Source organism: Nonomuraea sp. NPDC049419, assembly GCF_040676995.1.
Taxonomy (GTDB): Bacteria; Actinomycetota; Actinomycetes; order Streptosporangiales; family Streptosporangiaceae; genus Nonomuraea; species Nonomuraea salmonea.
The window spans coordinates 92,395-109,468 of the sequence record NZ_JBFAQB010000022.1 but is presented as its reverse complement, the minus strand read 5'-3'; the positions used below and the strand labels follow the sequence as shown (position 1 = coordinate 109,468).

Annotated in this window: 16 protein-coding genes; 8 read left to right on the top strand and 8 right to left on the bottom strand. The window is 72.1% G+C overall.

Annotated features, from left to right (window positions below; genetic code table 11):
* Positions 1-20 precede the first annotated feature (20 nt).
* From AB0K12_RS40800 to AB0K12_RS40790, 3 genes are all read right to left on the bottom strand, one after another.
* A complete protein-coding gene (locus AB0K12_RS40800; RefSeq protein ID WP_364573272.1) occupies positions 21-1,634 on the bottom strand; it encodes a serine/threonine-protein kinase in 1,614 nt (537 codons plus the stop codon).
* A gap of 201 nt (positions 1,635-1,835) precedes the next feature.
* Positions 1,836-2,672, bottom strand: coding sequence for a siderophore-interacting protein (locus AB0K12_RS40795; protein WP_364573270.1), 837 nt, complete (start codon positions 2,670-2,672; stop codon positions 1,836-1,838).
* A gap of 93 nt (positions 2,673-2,765) precedes the next feature.
* Positions 2,766-3,743 carry an alpha/beta hydrolase fold domain-containing protein gene (locus AB0K12_RS40790; protein ID WP_364573268.1) on the bottom strand — a complete coding sequence of 326 codons (978 nt, stop codon included), beginning with the start codon at positions 3,741-3,743 and terminating at the stop codon, positions 2,766-2,768.
* Positions 3,744-4,068: 325 nt separating this feature from the next.
* On the opposite strand from AB0K12_RS40790, the gene AB0K12_RS40785 reads away from it, so the two are divergent.
* From AB0K12_RS40785 to AB0K12_RS40775, 3 genes are read left to right on the top strand one after another with little or no spacing between them, the layout of a single operon-like run.
* Positions 4,069-4,752, top strand: a complete 684-nt coding sequence (locus tag AB0K12_RS40785; protein WP_364573266.1) for an ABC-2 family transporter protein — start codon at positions 4,069-4,071, stop codon at positions 4,750-4,752.
* The gene (locus tag AB0K12_RS40780) at positions 4,745-5,533 is read left to right on the top strand and encodes an ABC-2 family transporter protein (protein ID WP_364573264.1); all 789 of its coding nucleotides are present in this window, start codon (positions 4,745-4,747) and stop codon (positions 5,531-5,533) included. Before AB0K12_RS40785 ends, AB0K12_RS40780 begins: the two co-directional genes overlap by 8 nt.
* Positions 5,534-5,535: 2 nt before the next feature.
* Positions 5,536-6,282 carry an ATP-binding cassette domain-containing protein gene (locus AB0K12_RS40775; RefSeq protein ID WP_364573262.1) on the top strand — a complete coding sequence of 249 codons (747 nt, stop codon included), beginning with the start codon at positions 5,536-5,538 and terminating at the stop codon, positions 6,280-6,282.
* On the opposite strand, the gene AB0K12_RS40770 is transcribed toward AB0K12_RS40775, so the two are convergent.
* The gene (locus tag AB0K12_RS40770; RefSeq protein WP_364366850.1) at positions 6,276-6,758 is read right to left on the bottom strand and encodes a hypothetical protein; all 483 of its coding nucleotides are present in this window, start codon (positions 6,756-6,758) and stop codon (positions 6,276-6,278) included. The genes AB0K12_RS40775 and AB0K12_RS40770 overlap by 7 nt on opposite strands.
* Positions 6,759-6,877: 119 nt before the next feature.
* Here AB0K12_RS40770 and AB0K12_RS40765 point away from each other — a divergent pair, with 119 nt between their 5' ends.
* The gene (locus AB0K12_RS40765; protein WP_364573260.1) at positions 6,878-7,414 is read left to right on the top strand and encodes an MFS transporter; all 537 of its coding nucleotides are present in this window, start codon (positions 6,878-6,880) and stop codon (positions 7,412-7,414) included.
* Between the two features lie 47 nt (positions 7,415-7,461).
* A complete protein-coding gene (locus AB0K12_RS40760; protein ID WP_364573258.1) occupies positions 7,462-8,190 on the top strand; it encodes a YcnI family protein in 729 nt (242 codons plus the stop codon).
* Between the two features lie 51 nt (positions 8,191-8,241).
* Here the strand turns inward: AB0K12_RS40760 and AB0K12_RS40755 are convergent, their stop codons facing one another.
* Genes AB0K12_RS40755 through AB0K12_RS40745 form a run of 3 tightly spaced genes read right to left on the bottom strand, consistent with a single transcriptional unit; the run spans position 8,242 to position 11,454 of the window.
* Positions 8,242-9,342, bottom strand: coding sequence for an ABC transporter permease (locus AB0K12_RS40755; protein ID WP_364573256.1), 1,101 nt, complete (start codon positions 9,340-9,342; stop codon positions 8,242-8,244).
* On the bottom strand, positions 9,329-10,306 hold the full coding sequence (locus tag AB0K12_RS40750; RefSeq protein ID WP_364573254.1) for an ABC transporter ATP-binding protein: 978 nt from the start codon (positions 10,304-10,306) through the stop codon (positions 9,329-9,331). Before AB0K12_RS40750 ends, AB0K12_RS40755 begins: the two co-directional genes overlap by 14 nt.
* Positions 10,303-11,454, bottom strand: a complete 1,152-nt coding sequence (locus AB0K12_RS40745) for a DUF2092 domain-containing protein (protein ID WP_364573252.1) — start codon at positions 11,452-11,454, stop codon at positions 10,303-10,305. Before AB0K12_RS40745 ends, AB0K12_RS40750 begins: the two co-directional genes overlap by 4 nt.
* Before the next feature lie 145 nt (positions 11,455-11,599).
* Here AB0K12_RS40745 and AB0K12_RS40740 point away from each other — a divergent pair, with 145 nt between their 5' ends.
* Positions 11,600-12,274 (top strand): response regulator transcription factor, encoded by a 675-nt coding sequence (locus AB0K12_RS40740; RefSeq protein ID WP_364573250.1) that lies wholly within the window; start codon positions 11,600-11,602, stop codon positions 12,272-12,274.
* The gene (locus tag AB0K12_RS40735) at positions 12,267-13,613 is read left to right on the top strand and encodes an ATP-binding protein (RefSeq protein WP_364573248.1); all 1,347 of its coding nucleotides are present in this window, start codon (positions 12,267-12,269) and stop codon (positions 13,611-13,613) included. The genes AB0K12_RS40740 and AB0K12_RS40735 overlap by 8 nt, the downstream gene beginning before the upstream one ends.
* A 394-nt stretch (positions 13,614-14,007) precedes the next feature.
* On the opposite strand, the gene AB0K12_RS40730 is transcribed toward AB0K12_RS40735, so the two are convergent.
* Positions 14,008-14,877 carry a LysR family transcriptional regulator gene (locus tag AB0K12_RS40730; RefSeq protein ID WP_364366831.1) on the bottom strand — a complete coding sequence of 290 codons (870 nt, stop codon included), beginning with the start codon at positions 14,875-14,877 and terminating at the stop codon, positions 14,008-14,010.
* Positions 14,878-15,301: 424 nt separating this feature from the next.
* Here AB0K12_RS40730 and AB0K12_RS40725 point away from each other — a divergent pair, with 424 nt between their 5' ends.
* Complete coding sequence (locus AB0K12_RS40725; protein ID WP_364573246.1) at positions 15,302-16,432, top strand: neutral zinc metallopeptidase; 1,131 nt, start codon at positions 15,302-15,304, stop codon at positions 16,430-16,432.
* Positions 16,433-17,074: the final 642 nt, after the last annotated feature.

The window sequence follows — 17,074 nt, the reverse complement described above, 5'->3', positions numbered from 1 at the left end:
CGGCCCTCACCTTTTCAGCGTCACGGGGTGGGGGTGCTGGTCGGCGGGGTCTCCGAGGGGGCCGGGGACGGGCTTTCCGGCTCGCCGGGGCCGTCCTGAGGGATGGTGCTGATCGAGGACGACGGAGTGGGGCAGGCGCGGCGAGGGACCGGGCGGCGGCCAGGGCCTGCGCAGGTCTGCGGCTCGTCGGCGCCACCGCCGGGGCCGCCGTCGCCGTCCCGGCCGCCGGGGCCGAAGGTGCGGGTGCGAGGTTGCCTGAACGGGCTGCCGGAGGACGGCGTGAGCGTTCTGACCGGGCCCTTCGTCATCGTCTGCGTGACGATCACCGTGGACGTGCCCGGCGGCGGAGCCGTCGTCGCCGCGCGCACGACCGGCACCCCGCGCCCGGCCGAGGCTGTGGGCCTGATGGCGGAGTGGGCGCTGCCCGAGGTCTGCACCACGGCGGGCAGGTCGCCGGGCGGCAGCGCGCCCCCCTCGGCGCTCCTGCCGTCGCCGCCGGCGGCCGCGATGACGGTGACCGCCGCGATGGAGACGGTCGCCAGCGCGGCGAAGCCCGCGTGGCCGAGGTGCGCGCGCTGCCGGGCCCGCCGGCCGCGCCTGGCCGGCCGGGAACGGTCCACCCCGGCCGTCGGCCCCGCGAGCCCGTCCCCGACGGGGGTCAGGGCCGGCTCGCCCGCGCCTGAGAGCCGAGCCGGCCCACCCCCCTCCAGGAGGGCGGCGGGACCGCTGCCTTCTGAGTGGTCGCCCCCGAGCCGGTGCGGGAGCGGCGTCCAGATCGTGGAGAGCACCTCGGCCACCGCCTGGCGCAGGTCCCAGGGGGCGCCGACGCCGCCGGACGCCAGCAGCGCACGGAGCAGGGCGGCGGAGTCGGGGCGTGCTGCGGGGTCCTTGGCGAGGGCGGCGGCGACGGCCGGGCGCAGCAGGGCGGGGACGCCGTCGAGGCGGGGCGGCTCGAAGAGGATGCGGCGGGTGATCACGTCGTCGTCGCCGGTGCCGAACGGGTGGTGCCCGGTGGCGGCGAACGCCACCACGCAGCCCCACGCGAAGACGTCGGACGCGGGCAGCGCGGCCCCGCCGGTCAGCCGCTCGGGCGCGACCCATCCCGGGCTGCCCATGACCTGCCCGGCCTGGGTGTGCGCGGCGGAGACGGCCACGTCGCGGGCGATGCCGAAGTCGATGACCCGCGGCCCGCCGGGGGACAGCAGCACGTTCGCCGGCTTGAGGTCGCGGTGCACGAGACCGGCCTCGTGCACGGCCACCAGCGCGGCGGCGGCGCCGAGCGCGACGCCGTACGCCAGGTCGGGCGTCAGCGGCCCGCCGGCCAGGACGACCTGGGAGAGCGCGGGGCCGGGAAGGTACTCGGTGACGAGGTAGGGGCGCTCCCCTTCGGCGCCGTCCTCGATGACGGCGGCCGTGCAGAAGGGCAGCAATCTGCGGGAGAAGGCGACTTCCTCTGCGAAGCGGGCCCGTAACGTGGCATCGTTGAGATGCACTGGATGCGGGGTTTTGAGGGCGACAAGGCCACCTTGCGGGTGTTCGGCCAGGTAGACGATCCCCATCCCGCCCGTTCCCAGGCGGCCGAGCAGCAGGTAGCGGCCGATGATGACCGGGTCCCCCACCGTAAGCGGTCGCACGCCGGGAGGCATGCCGCTCGCACCACGCGCCATCCGGGCCGCCTTCCCCTGATCGGTGTCCTGGCACAGCACACTGTGGCGGCATCCGCGAAGGCTTTCCGCATGTCTTACATAAGGGGTATTGGAGGTAAGGCGGTCGTACCCTCTAGGTGAGTAAAAGCAGTGACATAGCGGTCTGAAGTGGCACAGCGCATCCGGGGGTCAGGACGCGATGGCCGCCGCCTCCTCGGCCTCGACCTGGCGGTTCCAGTCGCTCTTGACCGCGCGCCACGCCTCGTCGTCCACGCCGAGCCGCCAGTAGCCGGAGATCGACAGCCGGTCGAGGCCGATCCCCCGCTCCAGCCGCAGGAAGCGGCGCAGCTCCTTGACGAACCCGGCCTCGCCGTGCACGAACGCGTGCACGTCACCACCGGGGAACTCCAGTGCCCGCACGGCCGCGACCAGCGGCTCGCCCACCGGCCGGCCGCCCCGGTAGAGCCAGGTGATGTGGGCGTCGGCGGCGGTCTCCAGCTTCAGCTCGTCCTCGGGGGCGTCCACCTCGACGAACACGTGCGCGGGCGCGCCCTCGGGCAGCGCCTCCAGCGCGGCGGCGATGGCCGGCAGCGCGCTCTCGTCGCCCACCAGGAGGTGCCAGGCGGCGCCGGGGTCGGGCGCGTAGCCGCCGCCGGGACCCAGCATGATCAGCTCGTCGCCGGGCGTGGCCTGCGCGGCCCAGGGACCGGCCAGGCCCTCGTCACCGTGCACGACGAAGTCAAGGGTGAGCTCAAGGGCGTCGGGATCCCACGCGCGCACGGTGTAGGTGCGCAGCCGCGGCCAGTGCTCGCGCGGCATCGTCGCGCGGCAGGTCTTCATGCTGAACGGGCGCGGATAGTCGACGTCCTCGTACGGGAACACGAGCTTGACGTAGTGGTCGGTGCATCCGTCGGTCGAGAAGTGCGCCAGCCCGTCGCCCCCCACGACGACGCGCACCATGTGACGCGAGATGCGCTCGGTCCGCTGCACGATCCCCCGGTGGTGGTCGACCTGCTGTTCCGCCATGAGCTGTCCCCCTGAGCAAGTTAGGTATACCTAACCTTACACTGCTCTCTTTCCTCCGCGTATGCCATTGCCCCCAAATAGGACGGGTAAAAATCAGGCCGCCGCCGTGTCCTCGGTGGCGGAACCCGTCGCAGCCACCTCCTTCAGGAAGCGCGCCATGTGACGGAACGCCTGCCGCGCCTCCGGCAGCACGTCGGCCAGGATCGGGAAGACGTGCGGCATCCTGGGCCATTCCTCGTACCGCACGGGCACACCCGACTCACGCGCCCGCGCGGCCACCCGGCGCGCCTCGTCGCGCAGCACCTCCGTCGACCCCGTCACGATCATCAGCGGCGGCAGCCCCGTGAAGTCCCCGTGCACCGGCGAGACCAGCGGGTCCCACGGGTCGAGCCCCGAGGTCCACCGGCGGGCCAGCCAGCGCACCCGTCCCGCCGGCAGCATCGGGTCCTGCCAGCGGTTCTCCCTGCGCGGAATGTCGGTCAGGTCGGCCCACGGCGACAGGCAGATCGCCGCGGCGGGCGGCGGGCGGTCCGCGTCGCGCAGCGCCAGCAGCGTCGCCAGCGTCAGGTGGCCGCCCGCCGAGTCGCCCGCCAGCACGACGTCCTCGGGCGCGTACCCCTGGCGCAGCACGCAGTCGTAGGCGTCGAGGGCGTCGGCCAGCGAGTCGGCCAGCTTGTGCACCGGCCCCTGGCGGTAGTCGAGCGCGAGCACGGGACGCCTGGCCGCCGCCGACAGCCTCCAGGTGATGGACCGGTGCGTACGCGGCGAGCACGAGAAATAGCCGCCCCCGTGGAAGTAGAGCACCATCTTGCGCTCGTCGAGCCCCTCCCCCGCGCGCACCCACTCGCCCCCGCACGCCGAGAACGCCGCGGGCGCGAGCGCGACGTGCTCGGGGCACGGCACCCGCACGACCCGTCCGAGCTCGCCCAGCCGCGCGGCGCCGGCCAGCGCGAGCGGATGGCGCATGAGCAGGCTGGAGACCGGTTTGACGGTGCCCCACATCAGGCCGGTGAGCGCGCGAGCCTGCCAGCTCAGGGGGTAGTCGGGAACCACGTCCGTATCGATCCGCATTGTGTGACCCTCCAAGGAAGTCCTTCCCTGGAGATCGCGTTCCTACCGGCCAGTAAGTAACTCATCTCTTACCGGCACATTTCGGCCCCGCACCCGAGCACAGAAAACGCGTTGCGCGCCCGCGCCGCCGCAACGGATAATTCCGTGCTTCCCGACCGCAGGCCCGCGTGCGGGTCCGGGCACGGACCGTCACCGTGCCATCACCCCCCGGAGGTGCCCAACCATCCCGCTCTACGCCCGGCTCGTCCGGTACGGCTTCCGCAAGCACGCCACCTACGTCTGGGCCGCACTCGCCGACGCCTTCACCAACAGCGTGTTCGGCGTCATGCGCGCCTACATCCTCATCGCGCTCTGGCAGGCCCGCCCCGGGCTGGGCGGCTACGACGTGACCGACGCCGTCACCTACTGCTTCCTCACCCAGGCGTTCATCGCGCCGATGCAGCTCTTCGGCGGCGGCCTGGCCATCCCCGAGCGCATCCGCAGCGGCGACATCGCGCTCGACCTCGTCCGCCCGGCCTCCCTGCAACTGTGGTCGCTCGCCGAGGACCTCGGCAGGGCCTCCTACCTGTTCCTCGTCCGCGGCATCCCGCCGATGCTGCTCGGCGCGGCCCTGTTCGGCATCAAGGTCCCCACCGACGCCGGACACTGGGCCGTGGTGCTGGCCGGCCTGTCCATCGCCGTCGTGGCCAGCTTCGCCTGGCGCTACCTGCTCGCCCTGTCGGTCTGCTGGCTCCTCGACGACCGCGGCGTGGCCGTGCTGTCGATGGTCCTGATGACCTTCTTCTCCGGGATGATGGTGCCGCTGCACCTCTTCCCCGGCCTGCTCGGCGACATCGCCGCCGCGCTCCCCTGGGCCGCCATGGTGCAGGTGCCCGCCGACCTCTACCTCGGCAAGACCGACCCCGCGCAGGCGCTGGCCTTCCAGGCGTTCTGGGCGGCCGTCCTGCTCGGGCTCGGCGCGCTCGGCACCCGGGCGATCCGCCACAAGGTGGTGATCCAGGGTGGTTAGGACGTACCTGCTGCTCATCTGGACGTGGACCCGCGCCGCCGCGGCCTACCCCGCCTCCTTCGCCATGATGACCCTGCTCGGCTTCGTCACGGCCGCGATCGACGTGGGCGTCATCCTGGTCGTCTTCGCCAACACCACCAGCCTCGCCGGCTTCTCCCGCGACGAGGTGCTGTTCCTGTACGGCGCCGCGAGCCTCTCCTTCACGATCTGCGACACGTTCGTCAGCAACCTCGACCGGGTCAGCCAGCACATCAAGGCGGGCACCCTCGACACGATCCTGATCAGGCCGGTCGGCGCGTGGCTGCAACTGGCCACCGACCGCTTCAACGCCACCAGGATCGGCCGCATCCTGCAGGCCGCGCTGGTGCTCGGCTACGCGATCGCCGCACTCGGCATCGACGTGCGGCGGGCCTGGATGATCCCCGTCATGGTGGTCACCGGCATCGTCATCTTCGCGGCGCTGTGGACGCTGGCCGGCGCCGTGCAGTTCGTGCTGACCGACGCGCCCGAGGTGGTCAACGCCTTCACCTACGGCAGCCAGCAGCTCAACCAGTATCCGCTCAGCATCTACGCCCGCGACCTGGTGGCGGGGGTGACGTACGTGCTGCCGCTGGCGTTCGTCAACTGGCAGCCGGGCCTGTACGTGCTGGGCCGCGCCGACCCCTTCGGCACGCCCGAGTTCATGCGTTTCATCGGGCCGGCCGCCGCGCTGGCCCTCGCCCTGCTGGCCGCGCTGGCCTGGCGGCAGGGCGTCCGCCACTACCGATCCACGGGGAGTTGACGATGATCGAGCTCGATCGGGCCGGGCGCTCGTTCAAGGTGCGCAAGAACGTCGTGCACGCCGTGCGCGACCTGTCGTTCACCGTGTCAGCCGGCGAGTTCGTCGGCTACCTCGGGCCCAACGGCGCGGGCAAGTCCACCACGATCAAGATGCTCTGCGGCATCCTCACCCCCACCTCGGGCACGGTCCGGGTGGCCGGGCTGGAGCCGTCGCGGCGGCGTACGACGCTGGCGCGGCGCATCGGCGTGGTGTTCGGGCAGCGCACGACGCTGTGGTGGGATCTGCCGCTGAAGGACAGCTTCGAGCTGATCCGGCACCTTTACAAAGTAGATCGCACGGCGTTCCGCGCCCGGCTGGCCGAGCTGACCGAGACACTCGACCTGGGCGCGTTCCTGAGCACGCCGGTGCGCCAGCTCAGCCTGGGCCAGCGCATGCGCGGCGACCTCGCGGCGGCGCTGCTGCACGCGCCCGACGTGCTGGTGCTCGACGAGCCGACGATCGGGCTCGACGTGGTCAGCAAGGCCGGCATCCGCGGCTTCCTGCTGCGGCTGAACGCCGAGCGCGGCACGACCGTGCTGCTGACCACGCACGATCTCGGCGACATCGAGCGGTTGTGCCGACGGGTGATGCTCATCGATCACGGGCGGCTGGCCTTCGACGGGACGCTCGACGACCTGATGGCCACCGCGCCCGGCCAGTCGTCACTGGAGGACGTCGTCACCCGCCTCTACACGGGCGCGGGTCAGTAATAGCCGCCCTCGGGGCTGGTCTCGTAGTCGTCGTCCAGATCGTCCTGGCGCCTGGACCATCTGGACGGCATCAGCACGGGGATGAACAGGGCGACGCCGAGCAGCGCGTACACGCCGCTGGTCAGCAGCGTCTTGGCGCCCACTCCTGCTTCGAGCACGATCTGGTTCACCGACTGCCCGGTGGGGATGAGGGAGAGCGCCCTGTTGACGTCGAGCGCGTACACGACCGTCCAGGCCAGCAGCACCATCGAGGGCACGAACGTCGCGAGCGGCGAGATGCGGCCCGCGGTCACGAGACCGACGACCAGCCCCACGGCGGCCATCGAGCTCAAGGCGATCCACATCGTCTTCTCGTCGGCCGTGGTCGCCGCCGCCACGTCGAGAGCGTGCCGCACCGCCCACCCGCCGCCTCCGAGCACGGCCGCCGTCACCACTAAACCGACGAGCAATCCAGCTAAGTGCCGCAACGTTCTCACCTCTATGTCGACGTGGTCGGCACGACCCTAGCGACAAATGCCATTTTCGGCCCAGCCCTTGGGCAGCTTGGAATCGGAGGTCTCAAGAGACCTTGCCCCGTGAGACCATGAGCACACCCATGCGTGCGCAACTCCCGTTGAGGTTCGCGCGGACGGCCGCCTTCGCCGCCGTCTGCGTGGCGCTGGCCGCGTTCGCCCACGTGCTCGGCGGCGGTTCCGCGCCGGCTCCGTGGGCCGCGGCGCTCGGCCTCGCCGGGGTCTCCCTGCTGGGGCTGGCGCTGTGCGGCAGGGAACGCTCGGCGGGCACGATCAACCTCACGCTGGTCGGGGCGCAGATCGGGTTGCACGAGCTGTTCGCCGGCGAGGGCGCCTCCTACGTGTCCGTGCACGGGCACGCGCAGGGCGGGCTCGCCGTCAACGCCGGCATGCTGCTCACGCACCTGACGGCGACCGTCATCACGGGGCTGTGGCTGGCGCGCGGCGAGGCCGCGCTCTGGTCGGTGCTGCACCGGCTCGGCCGCCGGCTCACGCTGCTCGTCCCGCCCGCACCGCCGGTGCGGCCGCGGTGCGCGCCGCCCGTCGTCACCAGGGTCATCCCGCTGCGCCCCGCCTTCCGGCACAGCGTGGCCAGGCGCGGTCCTCCACTTCCCGCCTGACCGTCTGACACCCCTGTTTCATCCCCCCATACAAGTGGAGTTCCCGCATGTCCTTCCTACGCCGTTCCGTCACCGTGCTCGCCGCCGCCACCGCCCTCACCGCCGGCCTGGCCCTGCCCGCGCTCGCCCACGTCACGATCCAGCCGGGCTCGGCCGAGCAGGGCGGCTTCACCAAGGTCGCCTTCCGGGTGCCGAACGAGCGCGACAACGCCTCGACCACCAAGATCGAGGTGTCCTTCCCCACCGACCATCCGCTGGCGTTCGTGTCGGTCAAGCCGGTGCCCGGGTGGGACGTCAAGGTCACCGAGGGCAAGCTGCCCAAGCCGGTCACGACCGAGTACGGCGAGCTGGACGAGGCCGTCACCAAGGTCGTCTGGTCCGGGGGCAAGGTCGAGCCCGGGCAGTTCCAGGAGTTCGAGGTGTCCATGGGCAAGCTGCCCGAGGGCGTCGACTCGCTGATGTTCCCGACGAAGCAGACGTACTCGAACGGTGAGGTCGTCGACTGGTCGGAGGCGCCGAAGGCGGACGGCTCCGAGCCCGAGCACCCGGCGCCGCTGCTCAAGCTGACGCCCGCCGCCGCCGCGAACGGCACGGCCGGCACCACCACCGCCCCCGCCACCGCTCCGGTCGCCGCAACACCGTCGGTGGCGCCGGCGGCCGCGTCCGGGGCGTCGTCCGACGGGACGGCGCGGCTGCTCGGCGGGGCCGGGCTGGTGGTCGGCGCGATCGGCGTCGTGGTCGGCTTCCTCGGCCTGCGGCGCCGTCCGTCCGCCTGATCTCCTGAGCCTGCGGCGCTCCGGGAGGCTCTCCCGGAGCGCCGCGCGCGCTCAGGAGGTGATGTCCTTGCCCGAGAAGCGCGCCCAGGCGATCGACCCGAACAGCAGGATGTACGCCCCGAACGCCAGCAGCCCGTCGCGTAGCACGGCCACGTCGATGGGGCTGCGCAGCACCGCGTCGAAGTCGGTGAACCTGGTCGGCAGCAGGTAGGGCGTGACCGCGTCCAGCTCGGGGATCGCGCGCAGCACCTGGCAGACGATGATGAGCACCATCGTGCCGGCGATGGCGCCGATGGACACCTCGGTGAACACCGACAGCGCCAGCGCGACCGCGGCCAGCGCGGCCATCCCGGCGCCGACGTACCCGACGCAGATGGCGATCCGCAGCAGCCCCTCGGCCATGCTGATGGTGGTCCCCGACAGCAGCGTCACCGGCCCCGCCGGGAACAACAGCAGCCCCGTCACCAGCGCCGACAGCGCCACCACGGCGGTCACGGCGTAGGAGTAGACGGCCGCGTTGAGAAACTTCACCACCAGCAGCCGGGTGCGCCCCGCGGGCGCGGCCAGCAGGTACCGCAGCGTGCCGGCCCCCGCCTCCCCGGCGATCGCATCCCCCGCCACGACGCTCACGGCCACCGGCATCAGCAGCAGCGTCAGGAACGAGAACGACAGGAACGTCAGCATCAGGCTGTTCCCCGCGACATCCTGCACGATGCCGCCCATGCCCTCATCGCCCCCGCCGACGACGCGCAGCGTGACCCCGATGACGACCGGCACGACAGCGAGCACGGCCAGGATCACCAGATTCCGCGGCCGCCTGAACGTCAGCCCCAGCTCAGACCCCAGCAACCGCCAGAACGCCATGGCGCCCCGCCCCACCCCACCAACGACCCTTCCACCTCCGAGCTCGGCCTCCCGGCCCCCGCCACTGACCGTGGTGCCGGTAGGGGCGGCGTTGGACGCGGGAGCCCCAGCCGAGGAAGCCCCGTCGGGCCCGATGATCCCATCCGGCCCGGCAACCCCATCCGGCCCAGAGGTGGTGCGGTCGGCGGTGCGGAGGGTTTCGGTCACCGGGACCAGGCCGGGGGTGCGGCGGGCGCGGCCGCCCAGTGTGGAGGTGCCGGCCGGTCCTCCGTTCTCAGCCGTCGACATCGAAGCCCTCCCCTGTCAGTCCCACGAACACGTCCTCCAGGCTCGGCCGTACGACGGCCAGCCCCCGTACGGCGATGCCGTCCTCGACCAGGGCCGCGTTGACCCGCTCCGGCGCGTGCCCGCCCAGCTCCGCGGTGACCTGCGCGCCCTCGTCCCGCACGTCGGTGAGCCCGAGCCGGTCGAGCAGCCGCGCGGCCCCTGCCGCGTCCGGCGTCTCGATCTGGATGCGGACAGCGAGCCCGGCGCTGAGCGAGGCGATCGTGTCCTGCGCCACGAGCCGCCCGGTACGCATGATCGCCGCATGCGTGCACATCTGCTCGACCTCGGCCAGCAGATGGGAGGAGACGAACACGGTGGTGCCGTCGGCGGCGATCTCCTTGACCAGCGCGCGCACCTCGCGGGTGCCCTGCGGGTCGAGCCCGTTGGTGGGCTCGTCGAGCACGAGCAGCTCGCGCGGCCCGAGCAGGGCGGCGGCGATGGCGAGGCGCTGGCGCATGCCGAGCGAGTAGTTGCGGTAGCGCTTGCCGGCGGCGCCGGACAGCCCGACCCGGTCCAGCGCGTCGGCGACCCGCCGCCGGGCGGTGGCGCGCGGCGCGGTCGGGTCGGCCGCGTCGAAGCGCATGAGGTTGGCGGCCCCCGACAGGTACGGGTAGAAGGCCGGCCCTTCGACCACCGCCCCCACCCTGGGCAGCGCCTGCACGGGCGGCATCCCGAGCACGGTGTGCGCGCCCGAGGTGGGCGCCACGAGGCCGAGCAGCATGCGGATGGTGGTGGTCTTGCCCGAGCCGTTGGGCCCGAGGAAACCGAACACCGAGCCGCGTGGCACGGTCAGGTCGAGGGCGTCCACGGCGACCTGGCCGCCCTTGAAGCGCTTGGTGAGCCCCCGGGTCACGATCGCCGCGTCCGCCCCGGAGGGCGGGGCCGCCCCGGAGGGCGCCCCCGCTTCGTGCATGACCGCGGTCACTTGAGGCCCGCCGCCTTGGTGATCTCCTCCGGGGTGACCGCGCCGACCAGCAGGCGGCCGTCGTCGGTCAGCAGGGCGGTGACGAGCTTCGTCTTGATCAGCTTGCCGGAGCCCCACGTGCCGCTCACCGGGGTGGCGCTCTGCAGCACGCCGTCGATCAGCGCCTGCGGGTCGGCGTCGGAGCCGAACCCGCCAGGACCGTGCTGCTCGCCGGACTCGCTCTCGGGAGCCTTCGCGGCGTCCTTGGCGAAGGTGCCGGCGTCGAACGGCAGCACCGCCACCGTCGCCCAGCCCTCGCCGACGACCTTCGCGTCGCCCGCGACGTGCTCGGCGTGCTCGGCCCGCTGGTCCTTGCCGCTCTCGAAGCCGACCTCCTGCTCCTCGACCTTCGCGCCCGCGGGCGGGGTGAAGGTGAAGTTCTCGGCCGCCGGCGGCGTGAACGTCACCTGCGTGAAGCCCACCTGGTACGCAGGCTCGGCCGAGCCCTTGGCGTAGACCTGCACCTGGAGCGGGACGTACGTCTCGCCGTCGAGGGCGATGCGCACCTCCTGCACCAGCGAGCCCTCCTCCTTGGGCGAGAGCACGAGCTGGTAGACCGGGCGACCGGCCACCTCCGCCGTGTTGATCACCCGGATCGCGGTGTGCTCGCCGGCCGCGTCCAGCAGCCGCTGGGCCAGCTGCTGCGGCGTCAGGTCGGTCTGCTGCGGGACGGGCGTGGCGGGCCGCTCGGGGGCGCCCTCCTTGATCTTCAGCTTGGTGGCGGTGTTGGTGGCGCTGTCCCAGTACCACGCCTGGCCGCCGTTGATGACCAGGTTGGTCTCGTTGAGCTGGGTCGGCATGGCCACGCGCAGCTTGCCCGCGGCGCCGTACCAGACCTTGACCTCGTGCGAGCCCGACAGCAGGCTCAGCGGCGACGAGCCGCCGGCCGCCGGCAGCGCGGGGATGCCGAGCGAGGCCGTCTGCTGCACGGTGCCCGACATGGGTGGGATGCCGCCCTCCTTGTGCGTGGCCGCCACGGCGTCGGCGAGCAGCTGCTCGGCCGAGCGCTCGGGGAGCACGGGTTCGCCGCTCACCGCGGCGATGACGGGGCCGGCGCCGATCGCGGCTCCGATCACGGCGACCGCCGCGACCGGGACCCCCCACCTCACGAACGTACCTCTTCGCATCTCACTCCTTAACGGTATGTCGATGCTCAGAGCCTGCGTCACCGATCCTGTGGTGGACCTGAGACAGTCTGAGACGGCTCTCAGCCTTCTCAGCGTCGTCTCAGCGCAGGAACGGGAGAATCGCCACATGAGAGTACTTGTCGTCGAGGACGAGCGCCGGATGGCCGCCGCGCTCCAGCGCGGGCTGCAGGCCGAGGGGTTCGCCGTCGACCTCGCGCACGACGGCGAGGAGGGGCTGCACGCCGCCAGGCAGGGCGACTACGACGTGGTCGTGCTCGACATCATGCTGCCCAGGCTGTCCGGCTACAACGTGTGCAAGCAGCTGCGCGCGGAGGAGAACTGGGTGCCGATCCTGATGCTCTCGGCCAAGGACGGCGAGTACGACATGGCCGACGGGCTCGACCTGGGGGCCGACGACTACCTGACCAAGCCGTTCTCGTACGTGGTGCTGGTGGCCAGGCTGCGGGCGCTGATGCGGCGCGACGCCGGGCGGCGGCCGTCGGTGCTGCTGGCCGGCGACCTGTCGCTGGACCCGGCCAGGCGCAGGGTGGAGCGGGGCCAGCAGGCGATCGAGCTGACGCCCAGGGAGTTCGCGCTGCTGGAGTACCTGATGCGGCGGCGGGACGAGGTGGTGTCGAAGTCGGAGATCCTGGAACACGTGTGGGACACCTTCGACACCGATCCCAACGTGGTCGAGGTCTACGTCGGCTACCTCCGCCGCAAGATCGACGCCCCGTTCGGCAGGAACGCGCTGCAGACCGTGCGCGGCGCGGGCTACCGGCTGGCGGGCGACGGTGGCTGAGTCGCCGCTGGTCTGGTGGCGGCGGCAGGGGCTGCGTTTCCGGCTCACGGCGGCGGCCGCGGCGGTGCTCGCGCTGGCCCTCGCGCTGTCGGCGTCGGTGCTGCTCAGCGTGCTGGACAGGGCGCTGATCTCCACCGTCGACGACACGACCATGCAGCACGCGCAGGCCGTGCGGGTGGCGGCCGACGCGGGCACGCTGACCAGCCCGATCACCACGCACGACGGCACGATCGTGCAGGTCATCGACGCGCGCGGGCGGATCACGCACGTCACGTACGGCACCGACCGGCTGGTCCCGCTGCTCGACGCGCCCTCCAGGGCCAAGGTGCTGGCGAGCGGGCAGGCGGCGCTGCTGGACGGGCGGCCGTACGCGATGCCCGGGTTCCTGCGGGTCGTCGTGCTCAGCGCGGACGGCGGGCAGACCGTGGTGGCGGCCAGGCCGATCGGCGAGATCCAGACCAGCCTGGCCACGGCCGGGCGCGTGCTGTTCGTCGGCACCCCGGCGCTGATCGTGCTGCTTGCGGTGGCCAGCTGGCTGATGATCGGCCGCACGCTGCGGCCCATCACCGCGCTGCGCCGGGGCGCCGCGGAGATCACGCACACCGCGCGGTCGCGGCGGCTGCCGGTGCCGCAGTCACGTGACGAGGTGCACTCGCTGGCCACCACGCTCAACGACATGCTGGCCCGGCTGGAGGAGGCCGAGCAGCGCCAGCGGGCGCTGGTCTCCGACGCCGCCCACGAGCTGCGCAGCCCGCTGGCCAGCATCCGGCTGCAGCTGGAGGTGGCGCTCGGCCACCCCGACGGCCAGCACTGGCAGGAGACCGCCGAGGGCGTCCTGGAGGACACCCTGCGGCTGTCCCGGCTGGCCGAGGACCTGCTGGCGCTGGCCAGGCTCGACGAGCGCGGCGGCGTGCCGGCCCGGCGCGAGCCGGTGGACCTCGACGAGGTCGTACGCCAGACCGTCGACCGCTATCCCGAGGCCCGGCTGGCCGCCTGCGAGCCGGTCGTGGTGACCGGCGACGCCCTCGACCTGAGCCGGGTGCTGACGAACCTCATGGACAACGCCGTACGCCACACCACCTCCAAGGTCGAGGTGGCGCTGAGCGGCGACGGCGTGCTGACCGTCACCGACGACGGGCCCGGCATCCCCGAGCAGGACCGCGAACGCGTCTTCAACCGGTTCACCCGGCTCGACACAGGGCGCAGCCGCGACGAGGGCGGGGCCGGGCTGGGCCTCGCGATCGTCCGGGAGACCGTGCGGGCGCACGGCGGGACCGTCCGGCTGGAGGACGCGTCACCGGGGCTGCGGGCGGTCGTCTCGCTGCCGCCGGCGCGCTAGTCATACCCGTTGGTGTCCATGAGGGGCCGGGGCCCTTCTCAACGCGGGGCTCCACGTGTTACGCACGGGTCATGCGTGCGGCACGCGACCGGCTCGCCGGGCTCGTCCCGAGCGCCGCCTCCATGGCGGCGCCCGCTTCCTCGCCCGTGCCCGCGCCGCGATGGGAGGGCGTACCTGAGCACAGATCAGGATCCGCGCATGCCGCCGGAGCATGCGCGTATGACGTCCTCGCGGGGATCAGCAGGGGGTTCCGGGAGTTCCGGGATTCATCGGGGGGTGGGGATCGTCCGCTGACGGGGCTTCCGCCGTCGTGGTGCCGTCACCTCAGGGGCGGGCGGCGTCACCGGGATGGCGTGGCTCGTCAGGCGGAAATGGATCGTTCCAGATGCGTGTGTCAGGCGGCGGTTCCTTTCTCCGCGGTCGTCAGGAAGTCCTGCGCGATGAGCGGGAGCCGGCGGCGGGCGTGCACGACGGCGATGACGCGACGCACCGCGGGTTCGAGCGAACGCACCACCAGGCCCGCGCGTGCGGCCTGCTCGGCCATGCCGCGGTACCACAGCAGGGAGGCCTGCCCGGCGCGTACGGCGTTGAGCCAGCCGTTGCGTTCGTCGGTCTCGACCACGACCACCGGGGTGACCGCGTACTTGCCGAACATCGCGTCGAGCTCCCGGCGGCGCAGGCTTCCCCGTGCGGGCAGGGCCAGCCGCATGCCGTGCAGCTTGCCCATGGGCACCGGGTTGGGAAGTTCGAGCCCCGGCGGGGAGATCAGGACGATCTCCTGGCGTTCGAGTGGATGGGTGATGAGATCAGTGGGCACCGGCAGGTCGGTGAGACCCAGGTCGGCGCGCTGATCCCGGATGGCGCTGACGACGCCGTCACGGCCGTCGCAGCGCACGATGTGGACGCGGACGCCCGGATGCTCGGCCGCGTAGGCGGGCAACAACCGCCCTGCGAGGCCGGGCTCGAGGCTGGGGGTGGCGGCGATGCGGAGCTCCGCCTCGGTGACCGTACCCTGGTTGGCCAGGCCCTCGATCTCGTGAACGGCGTCGAGTGCCTCCTGGGCCAGCTTGACCACCCGGCGTCCCTGCGCGGTGACGACCACCCCGCGTCCGGAACGAGCGAAGAGCGTCATGCCGAGCTCCCGCTCGAGATCGCGGATCGCGCGGGACAGCGCAGGCTGCGCGATATAGAGCGATCTGGCCGCATCGGTCATGGTGCGGTGCTCCGCAGTCGCGACCACATAGCGGAGCTGCTGGAGATTCATGCCAAAGAAGCTAGGACACCGCCCGCCGTCGGGACCGGGAGATAGCGGAGATCACCTCGAATGATTTCGGACTGTAACCGAGCGCTGCTACATCCGTGACGGGTGATACGTCAGTATGCTTTTGCCCCAAATTTGGCAAGGGTCCGTCAAGCCGTGCGACAAACCATGGCAATGCAGACATCCAGCTGAACGGGGAGACAGGTTGACAGGGAACGGGCATTATCCACCCCCGCCTCAGGGGCCAGGGCAGCCCCAGAGGCCACCCTCGCGGCCCTGGCCGCCGCCGGGCTACCGGCAGCCGCCACCGCAGGGCAGCCCGTACCCGCAACAGGCACCGCCGCCCCAGCAGTACCATCAGCCGCATCCGCAGCAGCCCCCTGCGCCGCCGCAGGCGCCGCCTCATACGCGGCCCTACACGCAGCCGATGCAGCAGCCGATGCAGCAGCCGCCGTACGGGCACCAACCGTACCGGCAGCAGCCGCCTCCTCCCCCACCGCCGCCGCCGCCCCCGATGCCGCCGCAGCAGTGGCACCGGCCGCCGCCCAAGAAGCAGGGCATGGGCGTGGGGGGCGTGCTGGGCGTGGTGTTCGGGTCGCTGGCGGCGCTGTTCGTGCTGATCGTGGTGGGCGCGGTGCTGCTCGGCGGGAAGTCGGGCACGGAGACGACGAGGCCGGTGGCGATCCCGACGTACGAGCCGTCCGAGGAGCCCTCGGAGGACCCCTCGTACGACCGCTCGGACCCGCCGTCGGAGCGGCCCACCACCAGCAGGGAGCCGACGGAGCGGCCCGACACCACGGTCACGCCCCCCGCCCAGGTGCAGCTCAACACGAGCCTGAAGAACAACACGATGTACAAGGCCGGCATCCTGCCGCGCCTGAACTGCCGCAGCGGGAACGTCAACATCTTCAACCACAGCCAGACCAAGGCGCTGATCCTGAAGACCGGGAAGTGCATGGACAGGGCGTGGGAGTCGATCCTGGAGAAGCAGGGCATCCGGTTCAGTGCGCCGCGCTGGGCCATCGTGGCCGGACGCGGGCGCGGCGCGTGCGGCGACTATCCGCAGCCGGGCAACATCGTGCCGTACTACTGCCCGCGCAACAACACGATCTACGCCTCCACCTCGGCCATGGCCAGGGGGAACGGCAGGTCGATGGGCTACGGCCAGCTCCTGAACTGGCACGGCGCCATCATCAGCATGATGGCCCACGAGTACGGGCACCACGTCCAGAACATCACCGGCCTGATGGACTCCTGGTGGCGCCAGACCCTCGACTCCAGCAGCCAGAACACCAAGCTCGCGCTCAGCCGGCGGCTTGAGCTGCAGGCCACCTGTTTCGGGGCCATGTGGATGCGGTCGGTGGCGGCGTCGTACCCGGTCAGCACGGCCAACCGGAACCGGCTCTACTGGTTCTACGGACAGGTGGGCGACTACCCGGGCCGGCCGCCGGACCATGGCAAACCTGTGAACAACAATCGGTGGTTCCGCCAGGGGTGGGAGAAGAGCAAGGCATACCAGTGCAACACGTGGATGGCGCCCTCCTCGACCGTCTCCTGACAGCCCCCTGACGTTCATCTCAGGTTGAGCACATGTCTCGGTTGTCCAGATATGGGGACTAGAATCCTGGCAATCTTGTGCCCAACGGGGGGCAAACGTCAGTTTTGCCTGGTAGGCGGTCAAAGGAGCCGGGTGTGAGCAATCGCGATGGGGAAGACACCGTGCCAGAAGGCAGGAAACGGCGCCCCCAGCGACGGTCGCGCACGAGCGGCAAGGGGGAGCCGGGGGCGGCGAGCCAGGACAAGCACGTGGCGGGCCCGGCTCCGTCGCGCTCGTCCGGGCCGGGGGCGGCCGGATCCGGGTCGTCCCAGCCCCGGTCGTCGCAGCCCCGGTCGTCGCAGCCCCGGTCGTCGCAGCCCCGCTCGTCCGAGCCTGGTGGTTCCGCCTCCGCCCAGCCGTCCGCCCGTTCGGGCTCCAGGAGCCGCTCGGAAGGCGCCGGGCCCGAAAGCCGCTCGGAGGGTCCTGCCGGAGCCCGGAGCCGCTCGGAGGCTCCCTCCGGCTCCCGGAATCGCTCCTCGGAAGGTGCGGGGCAGGGGTCCAGAGGTCGGTCGGGAAGCCCTTCCGGCGCCCCGTCGGGGACGCGTCCCGGCGCGGGCCGTCCCTCCGGCAAGAAGGGCCGTCCCGGCCGTAAGCCCGGCACCG